18 protein-coding genes are annotated in these 15,703 nt (G+C 35.2%); all 18 read right to left on the bottom strand.

Annotated elements, in window-relative coordinates; translation table 11 throughout:
- Positions 1 to 2: 2 nt before the first annotated feature.
- Complete coding sequence (gltA, locus tag TTE_RS02700) at positions 3 to 1,397, bottom strand: NADPH-dependent glutamate synthase (RefSeq protein ID WP_011024987.1); 1,395 nt, start codon at positions 1,395 to 1,397, stop codon at positions 3 to 5.
- Positions 1,387 to 2,238, bottom strand: a complete 852-nt coding sequence (locus TTE_RS02695; protein WP_011024986.1) for a sulfide/dihydroorotate dehydrogenase-like FAD/NAD-binding protein — start codon at positions 2,236 to 2,238, stop codon at positions 1,387 to 1,389. The genes gltA and TTE_RS02695 overlap by 11 nt, the downstream gene beginning before the upstream one ends.
- Positions 2,239 to 2,255: 17 nt before the next feature.
- Complete coding sequence (locus TTE_RS02690) at positions 2,256 to 3,068, bottom strand: Asp23/Gls24 family envelope stress response protein (protein WP_011024985.1); 813 nt, start codon at positions 3,066 to 3,068, stop codon at positions 2,256 to 2,258.
- 288 nt (positions 3,069 to 3,356) lie between these two features.
- Positions 3,357 to 3,488 (bottom strand): cyclic lactone autoinducer peptide, encoded by a 132-nt coding sequence (locus TTE_RS13415; RefSeq protein ID WP_022588134.1) that lies wholly within the window; start codon positions 3,486 to 3,488, stop codon positions 3,357 to 3,359.
- 255 nt (positions 3,489 to 3,743) lie between these two features.
- Positions 3,744 to 4,277 carry an accessory gene regulator AgrB gene (locus tag TTE_RS02685; RefSeq protein WP_226990184.1) on the bottom strand — a complete coding sequence of 178 codons (534 nt, stop codon included), beginning with the start codon at positions 4,275 to 4,277 and terminating at the stop codon, positions 3,744 to 3,746.
- Between the two features lie 25 nt (positions 4,278 to 4,302).
- Positions 4,303 to 5,172: a sensor histidine kinase gene (locus TTE_RS02680; protein WP_011024983.1), complete on the bottom strand. Its 870-nt coding sequence runs from the start codon at positions 5,170 to 5,172 to the stop codon at positions 4,303 to 4,305.
- Positions 5,173 to 5,188: 16 nt separating this feature from the next.
- Positions 5,189 to 5,899: a LytR/AlgR family response regulator transcription factor gene (locus tag TTE_RS02675; RefSeq protein ID WP_011024982.1), complete on the bottom strand. Its 711-nt coding sequence runs from the start codon at positions 5,897 to 5,899 to the stop codon at positions 5,189 to 5,191.
- 20 nt (positions 5,900 to 5,919) lie between these two features.
- The gene (locus TTE_RS02670; RefSeq protein ID WP_011024981.1) at positions 5,920 to 6,378 is read right to left on the bottom strand and encodes a hypothetical protein; all 459 of its coding nucleotides are present in this window, start codon (positions 6,376 to 6,378) and stop codon (positions 5,920 to 5,922) included.
- A 124-nt stretch (positions 6,379 to 6,502) separates the two neighbouring features.
- On the bottom strand, positions 6,503 to 6,703 hold the full coding sequence (locus TTE_RS14140; RefSeq protein WP_011024980.1) for a hypothetical protein: 201 nt from the start codon (positions 6,701 to 6,703) through the stop codon (positions 6,503 to 6,505).
- Between the two features lie 26 nt (positions 6,704 to 6,729).
- Positions 6,730 to 7,068 (bottom strand): hypothetical protein, encoded by a 339-nt coding sequence (locus TTE_RS14135; protein WP_011024979.1) that lies wholly within the window; start codon positions 7,066 to 7,068, stop codon positions 6,730 to 6,732.
- 36 nt (positions 7,069 to 7,104) lie between these two features.
- Positions 7,105 to 8,085: a 3-oxoacyl-ACP synthase III family protein gene (locus TTE_RS02660; protein WP_011024978.1), complete on the bottom strand. Its 981-nt coding sequence runs from the start codon at positions 8,083 to 8,085 to the stop codon at positions 7,105 to 7,107.
- A 16-nt stretch (positions 8,086 to 8,101) separates the two neighbouring features.
- Positions 8,102 to 8,998 carry an intracellular short-chain-length polyhydroxyalkanoate depolymerase gene (locus tag TTE_RS02655; protein ID WP_011024977.1) on the bottom strand — a complete coding sequence of 299 codons (897 nt, stop codon included), beginning with the start codon at positions 8,996 to 8,998 and terminating at the stop codon, positions 8,102 to 8,104.
- 116 nt (positions 8,999 to 9,114) lie between these two features.
- Positions 9,115 to 10,326 carry an esterase/lipase family protein gene (locus tag TTE_RS02650; protein ID WP_011024976.1) on the bottom strand — a complete coding sequence of 404 codons (1,212 nt, stop codon included), beginning with the start codon at positions 10,324 to 10,326 and terminating at the stop codon, positions 9,115 to 9,117.
- 48 nt (positions 10,327 to 10,374) lie between these two features.
- Positions 10,375 to 11,670: an acetyl-CoA hydrolase/transferase family protein gene (locus TTE_RS02645; RefSeq protein WP_009610861.1), complete on the bottom strand. Its 1,296-nt coding sequence runs from the start codon at positions 11,668 to 11,670 to the stop codon at positions 10,375 to 10,377.
- Positions 11,671 to 11,708: 38 nt separating this feature from the next.
- Entirely contained in the window at positions 11,709 to 12,737 is a 1,029-nt protein-coding gene (locus tag TTE_RS02640) for a 3-oxoacyl-ACP synthase (protein WP_011024975.1), read from the bottom strand.
- Positions 12,713 to 13,552: an alpha/beta fold hydrolase gene (locus TTE_RS02635; protein ID WP_009610846.1), complete on the bottom strand. Its 840-nt coding sequence runs from the start codon at positions 13,550 to 13,552 to the stop codon at positions 12,713 to 12,715. Before TTE_RS02635 ends, TTE_RS02640 begins: the two co-directional genes overlap by 25 nt.
- Positions 13,553 to 13,590: 38 nt before the next feature.
- Complete coding sequence (locus TTE_RS02630) at positions 13,591 to 14,007, bottom strand: MaoC family dehydratase (protein ID WP_011024974.1); 417 nt, start codon at positions 14,005 to 14,007, stop codon at positions 13,591 to 13,593.
- A gap of 280 nt (positions 14,008 to 14,287) precedes the next feature.
- A complete protein-coding gene (locus TTE_RS02625) occupies positions 14,288 to 15,697 on the bottom strand; it encodes a sigma-54 interaction domain-containing protein (protein ID WP_011024973.1) in 1,410 nt (469 codons plus the stop codon).
- Positions 15,698 to 15,703 lie beyond the last annotated feature (6 nt).

The following is a 15,703-nucleotide window of genomic DNA, read 5'->3' as shown; positions in this document are numbered from 1 at the left end:
AATTATTCTCCTTTGCTCCTCAAATATTCATCTATCGCTTTTGCAGCTTTTTTCCCTGCTCCCATTGCTAAAATCACGGTTGCAGCTCCAGTGACGGCATCTCCTCCGGCAAATACACCTGGCCTTGAGGTCCTGCCATCCTCGTCTGTTATTATTCCACCCCATTTTTGAACTTGAATATCCTTTGTAGTAGAGGGTATAAGCCTGTTAGGACTAGTTCCTAATGCCATGATCACTGTATCTACTTCCATTGTAAATTCTGAACCAGGTATCTCTATAGGCCTTCTTCTTCCTGAACTGTCTGGCTCTCCTAACTTCATTCTTATTACGTCCATGCTCTTGACCCAGCCGTCTTCTGTTCCGTTTATTCGTATTGGATTTGCCAAAAATTCAAACTTTATTCCTTCCTCAATGGCGTGTTCTATTTCCTCAGCCCTTGCTGGCATTTCTTCTTTTGAACGCCTGTATACAACTATAACCTCTTCTACCCCTTCAAGCCTTAAAGCTGAACGGGCAGCGTCCATAGCTACATTCCCTCCACCTATAACTGCCACTCTCTTGCCCACAGCTATAGGAGTATCGTACTCCGGAAATTTATAGGCTTTCATGAGGTTTATCCTCGTCAAAAACTCATTGGCTGAATAGACTCCATTTAAGTTCTCTCCAGGAATTCCCATAAACCTCGGAAGGCCTGCTCCCGTGCCAATGAAGACCGCTTCAAAGCCTTCTTCCTCCATGAGCTCGTCTATTGTAACTGTCTTTCCTACCACTACGTTTGTCTCTACCTTTGCTCCCAGTTTCTTTAACCTTTCTATCTCAGCTTCCACAATTCTTTTTGGCAATCTAAATTCAGGAATCCCATAAGTTAAAACTCCACCTAAAGCGTGCAATGCCTCAAAAATAGTAACATCGTACCCCATCTTCAAAAGGTCTCCAGCACAGGTAAGCCCTGCAGGACCGCTCCCTATTATGGCGACTTTTTTGTTCTTCTTCTCCGGCTTTACTTCCTCTTCAATGTTATTCTGAAGCGCATAATCAGCTACAAACCTCTCCAACCTTCCAATTGCAATGGGCTTGCCTATTCTATTCAAAATGCAGTTCTTCTCACACTGCTCTTCCTGTGGACAAACTCTTCCACAAACGGCTGGAAGACTGTTAGTGCTGGTTATTATCTTGTACGCTTCTTCAAATTTTCTTTCAGTTATAGCTTTTATAAATTCAGGTATTCTCACATGGACGGGGCACCCGGCCACACAGGTAGGATTTGGGCACTGCAAACACCTTGAAGCCTCTAAGATAGCTTCTTCTTCAGTATAACCTAGCGCTACCTCATCAAAATTCTTTATCCTCACTTTCGGGTCCTGTTCTCTCATAGGTACTCTATCCTTAACGGCCATGGTGACCACCTCCATGTTCCTTCTCATACAGCTCTAATGAAATCTTTTCCTGCTTCTTGAACATATTAAGCCTTGTCATAGCTAAATCAAAATTTACAAGATGACCATCAAAAATTGGACCATCCATGCAGACAAATTTAGTTTCTCCTCCCACTTCAATTCTGCAGGCTCCGCACATTCCTGTCCCGTCCACCATCAGGGGATTCATGCTTACAATAGTAGGTATATCGTATTCTTTAGTCATCTTGCAGACATTTTTCATCATTATCACAGGACCTACAGTAATCACAAAGTCCACTTCTTTGTCATTTTCAAGGACATCTTTCAAAACATCTGTTACAAATCCTTTCTTACCAAGTGTTCCATCATCTGTAGCATAATATACTTTGTCACACACTGCCTCCATTTCTTTCCTAAAAATCACATACTCCTCGCTTCTTCCTCCTAAAATTGCTTCTACTCTGTATCCTTCCTGATGAAGCATCTTAAGTTTCGGATAAAGGGCAGGTATGCCGACTCCTCCTCCTACCCCCAAAATTTTCTTTGCCCCTTTAGGAACTTCCATCGTATTGCCCAGAGGTCCTACAAAATCCGCTATATAATCTCCTTCATTTAAAGTGCCCAAAAGCTTGGTGGATTTACCAACTTCTTGAAATACAATGGTTACAGTGCCTTTTTCTGGGTCGTAATCTGCAATAGTGAGGGGAATTCTTTCTCCTTTTTCGTAAATTCTTAAAATTACAAATTGCCCCGGTTTTGCACTTTTTGCAACTCTAGGCGCCTCAATATCCATGAGCTTAACAGCAGGATTTAATACTTCCTTTCTCACAATTCTGTACATCCTCAACACCCTTTTCCTCATTTATTTTTAGTGACGTATAGGCTTTTGACGTAAATATTTATCCGAAGGACATTTAAAGCCGTCATGCGCTCCACTTGTCTTTTAATGTTCTCCATAGCCTGCATCAAAGGAGCTACAAGATTAAAACCGTACCTCATAGTAACTTCAACGTTTAAAATTACTCCTTCCTCTCTCTTCTCCGTCACTACCTTATTCACTCTGTAGACTTCTTTGAATAAAAGAAGCTCATGGGACACAATTGAATTTATAACCCCCTCTGAAATGGTGTACTTTCCAAGGTAGCTGTAGTTTGGACGCACGATTGTTTTTTCGTAATAGCCACTTCTTTTTCTCCTAAAAATCCTGAGGGGGTCAAGGAAATACCCTGAAAACTGTTTTTTTACCTCAAAAGTGGGAACAGGAATCACATGCTTCCCCTCTAAAAGCCTTTTTTCGCGAGCAATCTCTATCTGCTTAGGGGGGAGAACATCTTCAATGTATATCCTCACACTGACAGGCGGAAGTGACAGTTTTTCAGCAATTGCATCTACCATCCTGTCAGATGTGCCTATTATTAAAATTTTGTCAGGTTTTAATTCTGCAATTGCCTTTTTTACTTCCTCCGCATGCTTTGGATCTGTAAACAGAGCCCTTTTTATGGCGCCAATCTTTGTAGCCTCTTTTTTGGCAGAAATGCCTGCCACAATACTATTTCCCTTTATCAAAAGCCCGTCATCAATTATGAATCTTATCCCGTATTTTCCTGCAATGAAAGAGGCATGATGACTTTTCCCTGTCCCACTTTCACCTACCAAAGAATAAACCTTCAATGATAAAAACCCCCCGCAAAGTTTAAAATGCCTTTTATAATACAATTATACGTAGTTTCAAAAATTTTTCAACGAATATTTTTGCATACCCCCCTTACCTATCCCCACAGTGTTTATTATATCTCCTCTTTGAAATCAAAGTCAATACCAGCCCTTCCCTTCATCATGCAAATACCATGCCAAAAAATAAAAGTGCCAGCAAATGGCACTTAAATAAAGTTAACTTTATGTAAAAACTCAGGAGAAATGTTGAAATCCACGAGGGAAGGGTGAAAAATTTAAGAAATATTATTTTCTTCTTAAAATTTCTGGAACTTGAGGTTTATAAAACCAGCCAATGCAAGCAGGAGCAACAAGTCCCAGACTTCCTATGAAAGCGAGCACTGTAGCTATTGCTGTCAGAGGTTGAAATCTTTTCATACATTTCACCTCCAAGTGCTTTTCACTTTTAATTATACAATAGATAAACTTTTTTGTGTTAATTTCGGAACGAAAGTGTCATTTTCGGGAACGAAAATGCATTTTTCGCCTAATTTTATCCAAATATTTACTTATATTTACTTTTTTGAATGTATATCCTTCCATGGGTTCAATTTGTTGCCTTGATTTTTTTGTATTTAATTGATTGATATGTATCAAATTACACAAAAATCCATAAAAATTTTAAAAAAAAATTTATATACCAATTTTAGCCATTAAATTGTCAGCTAGATTTACCAATCTCTCTCCAAAAGCAGTAGTCATCACGGATTGCAAAAATAAGCCTATAGAAGACGCAAAAAAGGCCCGCTCAGAAAATAAAACAAATACAATAGTCTCTAAAACTAGTATTCCCATAAAAAACTTAATTTTTTTCATCAATAACATTATCCCCAAAACCACAAATATTAATGCTATACCTATTACAAGCTCCAGCAAAGGTAAATTATGGGCATCAACAAATTTTGCCACAAAGCTAAAGGGCAAAAAATAAATGCCTGTAAAAGTTACACACCTGCGATATGTAGAACAATGAGCTCCTCCTGTCCCTATTCGCAAAAAGAGGGAAGATATCATTATAACTGCCACATAATATCCAACACCCAACAAAAATCCCACAAAGAAAATTAATATAAACTCAATTAAAACCCCTAAAACTAAACTTAAACCGTATTCTATCTTCGCAAGCTCGATTTCCGACAAATTCTGTCCCTTGAAAACCTTCTGCACTATTCTTTGGGATAGCTTTTCAATACTAATTGCAATCACCCTCCAGAGAAAATTTAGGGATTTCTACAGTTATATCAAAATATCCCTCATCCGTATTAAGATTTATAGTGCCATTGTATTTATCTGTAATATTTTTTACAATGTAAAGCCCCTCTCCTCTTCCCTCTTCTCCTTTTGTAGAAAATCCCTCCTCAAAAAAAGTCCCTGCAGGTATTTTTTGTTCAAAATCGTACTTATTTTTAACCCTGAAAATATAGTCTATTGGATCTTCCTTAATCTCTACTTCAATATACTTATCGTGCTTCATCTCTTCACAAGCCTCTATCGCATTGTCCAGCAAATTCCCCAGTATTGACACCAAATTTAAAACATGCCTTTGACTACATTTGATTTCTGCTGTACATTTAAACTTAACATCTACTCCTTTACTTTTCGCATTGCTGAGTTTAGAATAGAGCAGAATATCAATTTCACTTACACCGGTATTTATATTAAACACATTTTTGTCAATTTCATCAAGATAGGAAGATAGATACTCTTCCACTTCCTCGTATTTTTTTTCTTTTAAAAGCGCTGAAATCACCATCAAGTGATTTTTAATGTCATGATGATTTTTTCTGTATATTCTATTCTGCTCTTCTATGTATCTAAACTTTAAGCTGTTTATTAAGTATTGTCTCTCTTCTTTAAAACGCCTGTAAAGCTCTCTGAGAACAAAAATAGAAAAAAGGTTCAGCACGAATATCAAAATTCCTATTGTCAGCCTAAAAAGTTCCTCACTCTTAGGCTGAAAAATATCTAGACTCCTCATGAAATTATTATTTACCAAAATCACTATTAAGACCATTTGAATTACATAAATCAGCATCGCGCTTTTATAAATATTCTTAAACATCTACATTCCCCGCCATTTAATTTCTATAAATCTCTTTCACCCTTTTCCTAAATTCCTGATATAAATCCTTTGAAAGGTAGGCTTTAAAAGCACAACCTTTAAAAGTAATTTCAAAAGAAGTCCTGTTTTTTTCCTTCAAAGCCTCTACTTTTAAAATATTGACCAGATAAGAGCGATTGGTCCTAAAAAATATATCCCCTGGCAATATTTCTTCCAGTTCTTTTAAAGAATAATCACATTCAATTTTTTCTTCTCCTGTGTAAATTACGCTTCTTTTCTTTTTAGCCTGAACAAAGTAAACCTCTCTGGGATTTATAAGCCTCATATTGTCCTTCACAGGTACTGGAAGGTAATTTTCAATATTTAAAAACCTTTTCTTTATCCTTTCAATAGTTTCTCTTAATCTCTCTTCTTTTAATGGCTTTTCAATATAATCAGAAGCGTAAAGCTTTACTGCTTCTTTTATGTACTCTTCAAAAGAAGTAATAAAAATTATCTCCAAAAAAGGCATGGTTTCTCTTACTTTTTTCGCTACCTCAATTCCTGACATGCGGAAAAGTTCGATGTCCAAAATTGCTATTTCCGGTTTAATCTTGTTTAAAGCTTCTAAAGCCTCTCTACCATCATCAGTAAAGTACTCAACACTTATCCCATCTATCTTTTTAAGAAACTCTATTAACTGCCTCCTGAAAATCTCATCATCCTCCGCGACAACAACTCTGAGCATACCTTTCATCCCCACTGTATTTACTCAACAAAGAGAAAAAGTCTGTATTTGCGGATGAGAATAGAAAACAAAATTGCAACTGCCAGCTGTGGTAAAAAGCAGGCAAAACGAAGCGCATAATTTTGTAACAAAACTGTAGGATCTAGATCAAATAAAAACTGCATTGCATTCACATTGAGATATTCAATGATAAGGTATATGGAAACTGCCAAAGTAACACTCATAATGCTTCTGAATAAATCCATCATTTTAAACAGAAGAAATAAGGTCACCAACAGTATTACATAAATTATTACATTTACTATGTAACTGGTAACCAGTGGCCTTATAAAATACAGTATAAGTCCTAAACTCAAGCTCATGGCTGTGCCTTTTACTGTGTCAAATTTCACTCCAGCTAAGCCCAGCGCTATGCTTATTATAACCAGTGCTTCAGGAACAGAAAATATAAACACTTCCCAAAGAGTCAATCTATCCATTTACCTTCGCCTTTCTAATTTACATAATTTCAAATATAATTGTAATTTTTATTAAAGAAGATGTCAATGAAAATAAAAAAACTGACAAAAAGCCTCCATAGGCCTGTGTCAGTGCTTTTTAAAATCACATGATTCGTGTTTTATTGTAGAGTTCCTCGAACATTTTATTTATTTCTTCAAGTCCACTGGTTGTATTTTCAATAAGTTTATGTAGATTCATATTTGTATTTTTTATCTCTTTCATATTATTATCAATTGTGTAACTTATTTCTTTAAGTTTTGTAAGTATATTCTTTATAGATTCTACAGAGTCTTTGGTAGACATAGATAACTTTCTTATTTCATTTGCAACTATTGTAAATCCTTTACCACTTGTTTTGCTGTAGATTGAAATATACTTACTCCCCCTGTTATTACTCCATTCTCTATTAGCGGAAACGCTATAGCAATATACGGAACTCCATACACTTCACTTCCTACTCTTTTAACAACACGTTTTCCAGTTTTTATCGCTTCATATATAGCTGTTCCTTCTTTCAAAGGATCGCCTACTTTTATGTTATGATTAATCGTTCTAGCAGGTAGATATAATACGCATTCATTAACATCACATATAGATATTCCTAAATCCTCTGTGGTCATTGTATTAATAAATGGTGCTATTTTTTTAAACGCCTCAATAAGGGTCATTTTATCACCCCATATTATTCACCAAGATAAGCACAGTTAATATATAAAAGCTGAGGCAGCCATAGAGAAACCTACTCCGGAACCTACGAATACAATGAGGTCTCCCTTCTTTATCCTATTATTTTTTACTGCATCATCTAAAGCCATGGGAAGACATGCCGAGCCTGTATAACCATATTTTTCCATAATAGTAGTTGTCTTTGATCGATCTAATCCCAATGTGTCCATAACTTCTAATATCACTGACTTATTTATCTGAGTAAAGAAAATATGATCAATGTCTTTAACTTTATAACCTGCTTTTTCCACAACTTCCTTTACAAGAGGAGGCCACATTTTAAGATTCCTATCTGGGGGAAGGGGTTTTAGAGAAGTCAAAAGCTGATCTTTAGGATTGCCCTTTCTAAACGGATTTTTCGCCCCACCATCATATATACCCAAAAAATCATACTGTGTACCATCACCTATAAATTTAGATGCTAAAAATCCAGCATCTTCTTCTGTTGAAGTAAGTACAACCGCTCCGCCACCATCTGCAAATATAGCAGAAAGTCCTGGTGTATTATAGTCAACAAATTTACTCATGTTATATGCACCAATAACTAAGACTTTATTTAACGAGTCATCTGCCATAATCATTTTGGATGCAACTGCAAGTGAACCTGCAAATCCAGCGCAAGAAGCATTTATATCAAAAAATCCAGCATTTATCGCTCCAAGCCTGCCCTGTACAATTGCAGAAGTTGGTGGAGTAATATATTCAGGAGTATCTGTGGCTAAAATTATCAAATCAATATCCTTCGGTGATACATTTGCCATTTCAAGGGCTCTTTTAGCTGCTTCATATGCAAGGTCTGCAGTACTTTCATCCGGTCCAGTTATATATCTTTGAAGTATTCCAACCTTTTTTTCAAAATTTATGCTTATTGGCTCACCTATTCTTTTTGACAGTTCTTCATTTGTTATCAAATTTTTTGGGTGATAACTTCCCACTCCTATGATTCGCGCTCTTCTCATATATTTATCTCCTCCCCTATTTCTCAATAAAGTCTAGCATAACCTTTAATGTTTGTTCTTCATTATCAATAAACACACTATGAGCCGCATTTTCAATAACTACAACATGGGCATTCTCCCCGATTTCTTTTGCTGTTTCTTCGCTATACTCTTTTTTTACGATTACATCATATTCTCCCCATAATAACAATACAGGCATTGTTAGTTTATCTACTTCTCCTGTGCCCATGACTACACCATTATGAAAATGTGATATATTAAAAATCTGCGTCGCCCACGCACAATCAGGATAATTTCTTACTGTAAAAATATCTTCTATGAGCTCTTTGTAATAGTTTTCTTCAGGCTTTTTATAGTTAAACACAGCAGAATCCCAAATATTTTTCATTATTTCTCTGTTTCCCGATCTCAATGCATAAACTATCGGCAAAACTTGTACTTTATCATTAAACACTTCTTCTTTTGTTTTCCAATATTCACCCGGTATCACTTTACCTTCTTCATCTTTTTTTGTAAATGGTATACCTTTGCAAGATGGTGAACTTACAAGGATCAATTTTTTTACTGCATCAGGGTGGTCAGCCGCTAGTTGCATAGAAATTACTCCGCCCATCGACCACCCTACAAGAATAAACTCTTTGATATTCATTTCTTGTGAAAAAAGCCATATATCTTCAGAAAAATCCCTCATTGTTTCAATAGGCTTGTTATATGAAGAGATTCCTGCTCCTCTTAAATCTACTGCATAAAGTTTAAAATTTTCAGGAAATCTTTGCATAAATCTTTCCCAATATTTTGATGAAACTAAATTACCATGAACAAAAATTATTGCGTCTTTTCCTCCTTCTCTTTCTCTGTAACCAATTTCCTCTCCATTTGGTAAAGCAATTTTTTTATATATTACTCTACACATAAATTTTAACCCCCTTTATTTTTAACATCTACAACGTAATATAATATTTTAATTTGTTTCCGAGGAAATAAACTGCTTGAAATATAATTTACTTTTGCTAAAAGCAATTCCTTTTCTCATTTTGACAATTGTGCATCTATCCAATCCATAGCTGATTTATCATATGCCAGCTCAAGGTGATTTAAATGGTATACGTCTTTCGCTAAAAGTTTTGCCCCTGATTTTGTCATTGCCGATGTATCAGTAGCACTTTTTACAAATACTAATCCATCACTGGGCCCTGTGGTCTCCCACGGAACACCATTTATATAATTATAATCTCCAGCCAACACAGCTATTTCTACAGAAGGATCTACAGGGGAATTCTGTAATGTATTAACAAGATTTCCGCCTTCTTTAATTGCATAATTTATTCCATAGGAATAACTAGCAAATCCCCACCCTCCATAATAAGTTGTATACCAATCTTGCTGCGTTGTATTTAGAGGATATACACTATCCCATCTTGCTAGCATCTGAAGTTGTCCTGGATAGGCACCACCTTCTGTATATATACTGTGATAGGTGGTATTATACCATAATCCATAAATCAACATATAAGTATAAGGAACAGGTCCAAATCCTCCAGTTGTCATTATACCCCATGCCATATTTGGATTCCTAAAAGTAAAGTCAATTCCACCATTTGGAGCTCCCAGCTGGATATATCTTCTCACATCTTTTCCAAAATCAACTCCCCATGATTCTTTGACATTTGACACGTACATTCTTGCGGACATATTGCCTTTACTATGTGCTACAATATCAACTTTACTTGCTCCTGTTACAGCCTTAACCTTCTGAATCACATCAGCAAGAATCTCTCTTTGAATGTAATTGTCCCCATGAGGATGCGCAAATGTAACAGCAAAGACTTTATAACCTCTTTGCGAAAGATATTGCATCAAACCAGTAATCGAACCATCCCTTTTAGGATCTGCAAAAAAGTTTGCATCGGACCCAGCACCGTGAACAAGAATTACAGGATATGGCTTTGTGCCTGTATCCCAACCGGGTGCATAGTGGAGCAAAAAATATTGTGAATTTGGTTGAGGATTGTTGTTAAATTCTTTGATAATTTCTGGATCTTTTTGTTGATTATCTGTTATAAATTTTTCTTGTCCTATATTAGGATTGCTATCTCTCAAAAGTTCCACTTTAGCCCAGTATTTAGAGTCGGTAAAGGTTTTTACTGGTGTTGGATCAAAATATGATGTTGCTTTATAATGTCCTTGAAATAATAACAACGACATTATTACCAATAGAGGAAATACTCTTAGCTTCCTCATAAATTGTTCCACCTTTTCTATTGACATTTTATCTTTAACATTCAAATATTACCATATCATAAGCTCTTTAGCCTTTTCCCTGAGCTCATCTCTAAATTTAGGATGAGCAATGTTTATTAAATTTCTGACTCTGTCTCTTATCGACCGTCCTCTCATTTCTGCAATACCATACTCTGTAACAATATAGTCTACATCATTTCTTGATAAAGTTACTGCGGCACCTTCTGTTAATGTAGGAACTATTGTAGATATAGTATCGTTTTTTACTGATGAGTACAATGCTATTATAGATTTGCCTCCTTTTGAAATTTGAGCTCCTATTGCAGTATCTGCTTGCCCTCCAGTTCCGCTAAACTGTCTTATACCTAAAGATTCTGAACAAACCTGGCCTGTTAAATCTACTTGGAGTGCAGTATTTATAGATACCATCTTGTAATTTTGCCCTATTACATAAGGATCATTGACAACTCTACCCCTATGAAATTCTACTCCCATATTGTCATCTATAAAGTCATAAAGTTTTTTCGTACCCAATGCAAATGTAGCTATAGATTTACCTTTCCACAAAGTTTTTTTCCTATTTGTAATAACTCCCGCTTCAAATAAATCTACCATTCCATCGGTGAACATTTCAGTGTGTATCCCAAGGTCTTTTTTATTCATAAGAGCTTGTGCAACCGCATTAGGGATTCCTCCTATACCCAGCTGAATTGTTGAACCGTCTTCTACTAATTCTGAGATATATCCTCCTATTATCTTGTCTTTTTCATTAGGCTCTACAATGGAAAGTTCAGGAACAGGATAATTGTTTTCAACAATAAAATCTACTTCAGTTATGTGTATTTGCGTATCACCATAAGTTCTTGGCAAATTTTCATTTATTTCTAGCACTACATAATCAGCATTCTCTAGGATATCTTTTTCATAAGTAACACCTAGAGACAAGGAAAAATATCCATGTTTGTCCATAGGAGTCGCCGTACCTAGGAAAAACCTGGGTTTTCTATAATGTAATCTCTTTGTTGAAGCTAAATGAAGATGATTAGGTATAAAAGATACTGTTCCATATTTATGTGCTTCTCGTAATCCCGCAGTATAAAACCATGATTCAGTAAGGAAATGGCCCTTCATCGAAGGATCCATAAAGAAATCGTAATTTTTCATTGGAAGGCATACAACCACTGTCACATTTTCCACTCTATCTTTTATAGTATGAAGTTTACTTAAAATGCCCTGGGGTTCTGAAGCAGCCATAGCAGAAACAATTTCATCCCCACTATTAATTTTTGATAAAATTTCTTCTACCGAAACTAGTTTTCTCTTGTACAGTTCTTTATAGTCCATTTTCAAAACCTCCTGCCGTAAAATTTATGCTATAAAATTTACTCTATAGGTCCCCATTTTATCGTTATTGCATCCCATACATATCCTATACCCGCACTTACCCATACTACTACATCGCCATCTTTTATTTTCCCTTCTTCCAGGGCAAGATGTGTTGAAAGTATTTGATCGATCTGTCCCATATGTCCATAGTTCTCTAAGTAAATCGATTTATCAGGAGATAAACCTAGTTCATTTAAAATAAATTCATGAGCAGACCTTTTCATGTGAAGTATCGCAAGATAGCCAATATCGGAAGGCGTATAACCACTTTTTCTTAAAGATTCTTTAATCACATGTAAAAAATTAGGCATCGATTTTTCTTCCAATCCTTTCCTCATATGTTCCGGATTTAACACATCTAATTTATATAGTCCTTTATCAATCATTTCATGACTTACTGGATACTTTGTTCCACCACCAACAACAGCAACATCTTCAGAAAAGGAGCCATCTGTTATAATTGATGCTTCAAGTACAATATTTCTATTATAATTTTTCTTAAGAAGAATTGCCCCTCCTCCTGCGGCAAGGTCATACATGAAAGATACTCGGGGATTTTTATAGTCAATAAAGTCAACATTTCTATAACCACCAGCAATTAAAACAGTGTTGATATTGTCATCTGCAATCATCATATCTTTTGCTATCTTCAGTGCAGCAACTGCCGTACCACATCTCAAAGCCATGTCAAAAGCCCACGCATTCTCTGCACCTATCTCATACTGCAATTTGATACCAGAGGTCCAAAGTAGATATTCCTTATGTTCCTCGCCTATATATATAATAAGGTCTATCTCCTTCGGATCGACACCAGTCCTTTTAAGACAATCTTTAGCCGCTTGTATTCCCATATAGCAAGTATGGTCCTCCGGTCCCGGTATAGGTTTCTTTATAATCCCAAATTTGGTTCTTATAATCTCCTCGGGTATTCCTGTCTCTCTAGCTATATCTTCAGATGTCATGTACGTTTGAGGAATATAAAGTCCTGTTCCCACAATTCCTACATTAACATTTTTTCTTCCCATTTTTTATCTCCTCCTATAGGTTTTGTTAAGAACTCTATAATTTTCCGATTCACTTCTTCTGCTTTTTCTATAAAAAACATGTGTCCTGCATTACTAAACAATTCTATTTCTGAATTTTCTATTTTTGAATGTAATAAAAGTGCATTTTCATAAGGCACTACTTTATCATCTTTACCTGCCATTATTAAAGTAGGATGCTTAATTAAGTGAATTCTTGCCTCTTCATCAAATGTTAAAGCTGCATAAAGTTGTCTTCTGTAGGCATAAAATGGCTGTGGCTTTTCAAACTTCCATTTCACGATTTGTTCAAACTCATCCTTATGGGTAGAGAGATATTCATCACTAAAATTTAAAGACATAGCAATTCGCAAATTTTCTAATGCATTACGTAGACCGGCGCCATTTAATATAATATTAAGAGTAGACAATGGTATTGGCACAATGTTTGGTCCTCCATAATGAGTAGAACATAGTATCAATCTATCAACAAGGTCAGGGTATTCTAGGGCAAGCTCCTGTGCTATATAACCGCCCATAGAAACCCCAAGTACATGAACTTTTTTAAATCCAAGTTCTGCTACTAAAGCCGCTGTATCATCGGCGAGTAGTTTAATAGAATATTCCATATCTGGCTTCTCAGAATCACCAACACCCCTTAAGTCAAAAACAATAACTTTAAAGTGCTTTTTTAATTCATCTATTTGCTTAAACCACATCCATTTCGAACAACCTAGACCTTCTATTAATACAAGAGGTGAGCCATTTCCATGTATTTCATAGTACAAACTGACATTATTAACTGTGATTTTAGGCATCCCTTAGCCTCCTATTTTTTAATATAATTCCTTTCTATTTACTCCTTAGGTGCGAGCACTGTGGCTACACCATCTAATACAACTTCTCCATTTTGATTGGTACATGTGGTTTTTAATTTAACTCGATTTTTTTCGGGGATAATTTCTATTACTTCTACTTCAGCTTTTATTGTATCGCCAATTCTTACAGGTTTTGTAAATTTTAATTCTTGACCAAGGTAAATAGTCCCTGTTCCTGGTAATTTAGTACCCAACACAGTAGAAATCAATCCAGCTGTTAACATCCCGTGGGCTATTCTTCCCTTAAACATTGTTTTTTCAGCTTCTATTTGGTTGATATGTACAGGATTAAAATCACCTGTAATTCCAGCATACAAATACACATCTGTTTCTGTAATTGTTTTTTCAAAATGGTCTTTGTCACCAACTTTTAGTTCATTAATCGTTTTCCCCATGATATTACCCCTTTCTTTTGTTTTCACATAAATTAATAAAAGCAAAAAAAATGCCAACTATTAATTTCTCTTAAAAATTTCAATAAAATAACTAGTTAAATGCGGATTCTTAAGTATGTTCATCTTAAAAAATTTGCTCACTTAATTTATTTTTAGCGACATCAAAACAAAATCTTTTACCTACTAGAGCTTTTATAACTGTCCTATAATAATACAAAAAAAAGCACAAGAGAGGTATCTCCTGTGCTTTTTAAAATATGTATCATTTCGCTACACTGTATTATTTCACTTCATTATTTTCTTCTAGAATCCCAAATTTTTTTAGTTTCCTATAAAGCCTTGACCTTGGAATTTTTAATATTTCTGCTGCCTGTGACTTGTTATAATTGCATTCTTTTAACGTCTCAAAAATTATCTCTTTCTCAAATTCCTCTAACATTTCTTGTAATCCCGAACCTTTCTTTCTCACTGGCAATTCTTTTTTTAAAATGTAAAGCGGAATATCTGTTTTTCTAATTATATCTCCTTCTGAGTTAACAACCATTCTTTCAATTACATTTCTTAATTCTCTTATATTACCCGGCCAGTCGTATTTTTCTAAGATATCGTATACTTCTTTAGAAACTTTTTTGTATATTCCAGAATTTTGTGTTAAAAGAGATAAAAAGTGGTCTATTAATAACGGAATATCTTCTTTCCTTTCTCTCAATGGTGGAACATTAAGCATTAATACATTTATTCTGTAAAATAAATCACTTCTAAACTTACCTTCTTTAACAAGTTTCGAAAGGTCTTTGTTTGTTGCAGATATCACCCGTACATCAACTTTAATAGGTGCTTTTCCTCCTACTCTCTCGATTTCACCTTCCTGCAATACTCTTAAAAGTTTTGCCTGCATTGTATACGGCATATCACCTATTTCATCTAAAAAAATAGTACCGTGATTCGCAAGTTCAAACTTACCTATTTTACCTCCTTTTTGCGCTCCTGTAAATGCTCCTTCTTCATACCCAAATAGCTCTGATTCCATTAATTGTTCTGGTATAGCAGCGCAATTTACAGTTACAAAGGGATAATCTCTTCTTTTACTTGAATTATGGATAGCGTGAGCAAAAAGTTCTTTTCCTACTCCACTTTCTCCATATATCAGAATATTGGAATCCATATTAGCCATTTTCATAGCTTTTTTCTTACATTCAACTATTGCATCACTTTTTCCAATGATATTTTCCCATGAATACTTAGCACCATGAATTTTTCTTAATGTTTTTTTGTAATGTTCAAGCTCTGTTTCTAAGAGTCTATTTTTTTCTATAAGCTTTCTTAGTTCATTTAAATCTTCAAATAAAATCATTCCAAAACCACCAATTACTTCATCTCCATCCTTTATTGCAATTCTATGTACAATAGCTTCCTTTCCATTGGCAAATTTATGTCTGTAAGCAATTTCATTTTGACCTGTTTTTAAAACAAGAGGGAACCTCGAATTTCGATCCACGTCTAAAACATATTTGTTAATGACCTTGTCCTTTTCCAATCCCAAATAATCTAAAAACGTTTTATTTATCATTCTTATATTGCCTTCCGCATCAAGTATATCAATAGCAATTGGTAACTTGTCAAAAACACTCTCGAACAAAAACTCCATTTCTTCACTAAACAAAAATGATTTATCAATATTTTTTGACATTTTTTC

It is taken from the genome of Caldanaerobacter subterraneus subsp. tengcongensis MB4 (genome assembly GCF_000007085.1).
Taxonomy (GTDB): Bacteria; Bacillota; Thermoanaerobacteria; order Thermoanaerobacterales; family Thermoanaerobacteraceae; genus Thermoanaerobacter; species Thermoanaerobacter subterraneus.
This window is presented reverse-complemented; position numbering and strand designations above follow the sequence as displayed.

Excerpts from the sequence above, each read along its gene's own strand:
- TTE_RS14135 (WP_011024979.1), bottom strand. The coding sequence starts at position 7,068 with ATGACCCTTATTGAGGCGTTTAAAAAAATAGCACCATTTATTAATACA.
- TTE_RS02680 (WP_011024983.1), bottom strand. The coding sequence starts at position 5,172 with ATGTTTAAGAATATTTATAAAAGCGCGATGCTGATTTATGTAATTCAA.
- TTE_RS13415 (WP_022588134.1), bottom strand. The coding sequence starts at position 3,488 with ATGAAAAGATTTCAACCTCTGACAGCAATAGCTACAGTGCTCGCTTTC.
- TTE_RS02670 (WP_011024981.1), bottom strand. The coding sequence starts at position 6,378 with ATGGATAGATTGACTCTTTGGGAAGTGTTTATATTTTCTGTTCCTGAA.
- TTE_RS02625 (WP_011024973.1), bottom strand. The coding sequence starts at position 15,697 with ATGTCAAAAAATATTGATAAATCATTTTTGTTTAGTGAAGAAATGGAG.
- TTE_RS02645 (WP_009610861.1), bottom strand. The coding sequence starts at position 11,670 with ATGGACTATAAAGAACTGTACAAGAGAAAACTAGTTTCGGTAGAAGAA.
- TTE_RS02655 (WP_011024977.1), bottom strand. The coding sequence starts at position 8,998 with ATGTGTAGAGTAATATATAAAAAAATTGCTTTACCAAATGGAGAGGAA.
- TTE_RS02630 (WP_011024974.1), bottom strand. The coding sequence starts at position 14,007 with ATGGGGAAAACGATTAATGAACTAAAAGTTGGTGACAAAGACCATTTT.
- TTE_RS02675 (WP_011024982.1), bottom strand. The coding sequence starts at position 5,899 with ATGCTCAGAGTTGTTGTCGCGGAGGATGATGAGATTTTCAGGAGGCAG.
- TTE_RS02635 (WP_009610846.1), bottom strand. The coding sequence starts at position 13,552 with ATGCCTAAAATCACAGTTAATAATGTCAGTTTGTACTATGAAATACAT.
- TTE_RS02660 (WP_011024978.1), bottom strand. The coding sequence starts at position 8,085 with ATGAGAAGAGCGCGAATCATAGGAGTGGGAAGTTATCACCCAAAAAAT.
- TTE_RS02640 (WP_011024975.1), bottom strand. The coding sequence starts at position 12,737 with ATGGGAAGAAAAAATGTTAATGTAGGAATTGTGGGAACAGGACTTTAT.
- TTE_RS02650 (WP_011024976.1), bottom strand. The coding sequence starts at position 10,326 with ATGAGGAAGCTAAGAGTATTTCCTCTATTGGTAATAATGTCGTTGTTA.
- TTE_RS14140 (WP_011024980.1), bottom strand. The coding sequence starts at position 6,703 with ATGTCTACCAAAGACTCTGTAGAATCTATAAAGAATATACTTACAAAA.
- TTE_RS02695 (WP_011024986.1), bottom strand. The coding sequence starts at position 2,238 with ATGTACAGAATTGTGAGAAAGGAAGTATTAAATCCTGCTGTTAAGCTC.
- gltA (WP_011024987.1), bottom strand. The coding sequence starts at position 1,397 with ATGGCCGTTAAGGATAGAGTACCTATGAGAGAACAGGACCCGAAAGTG.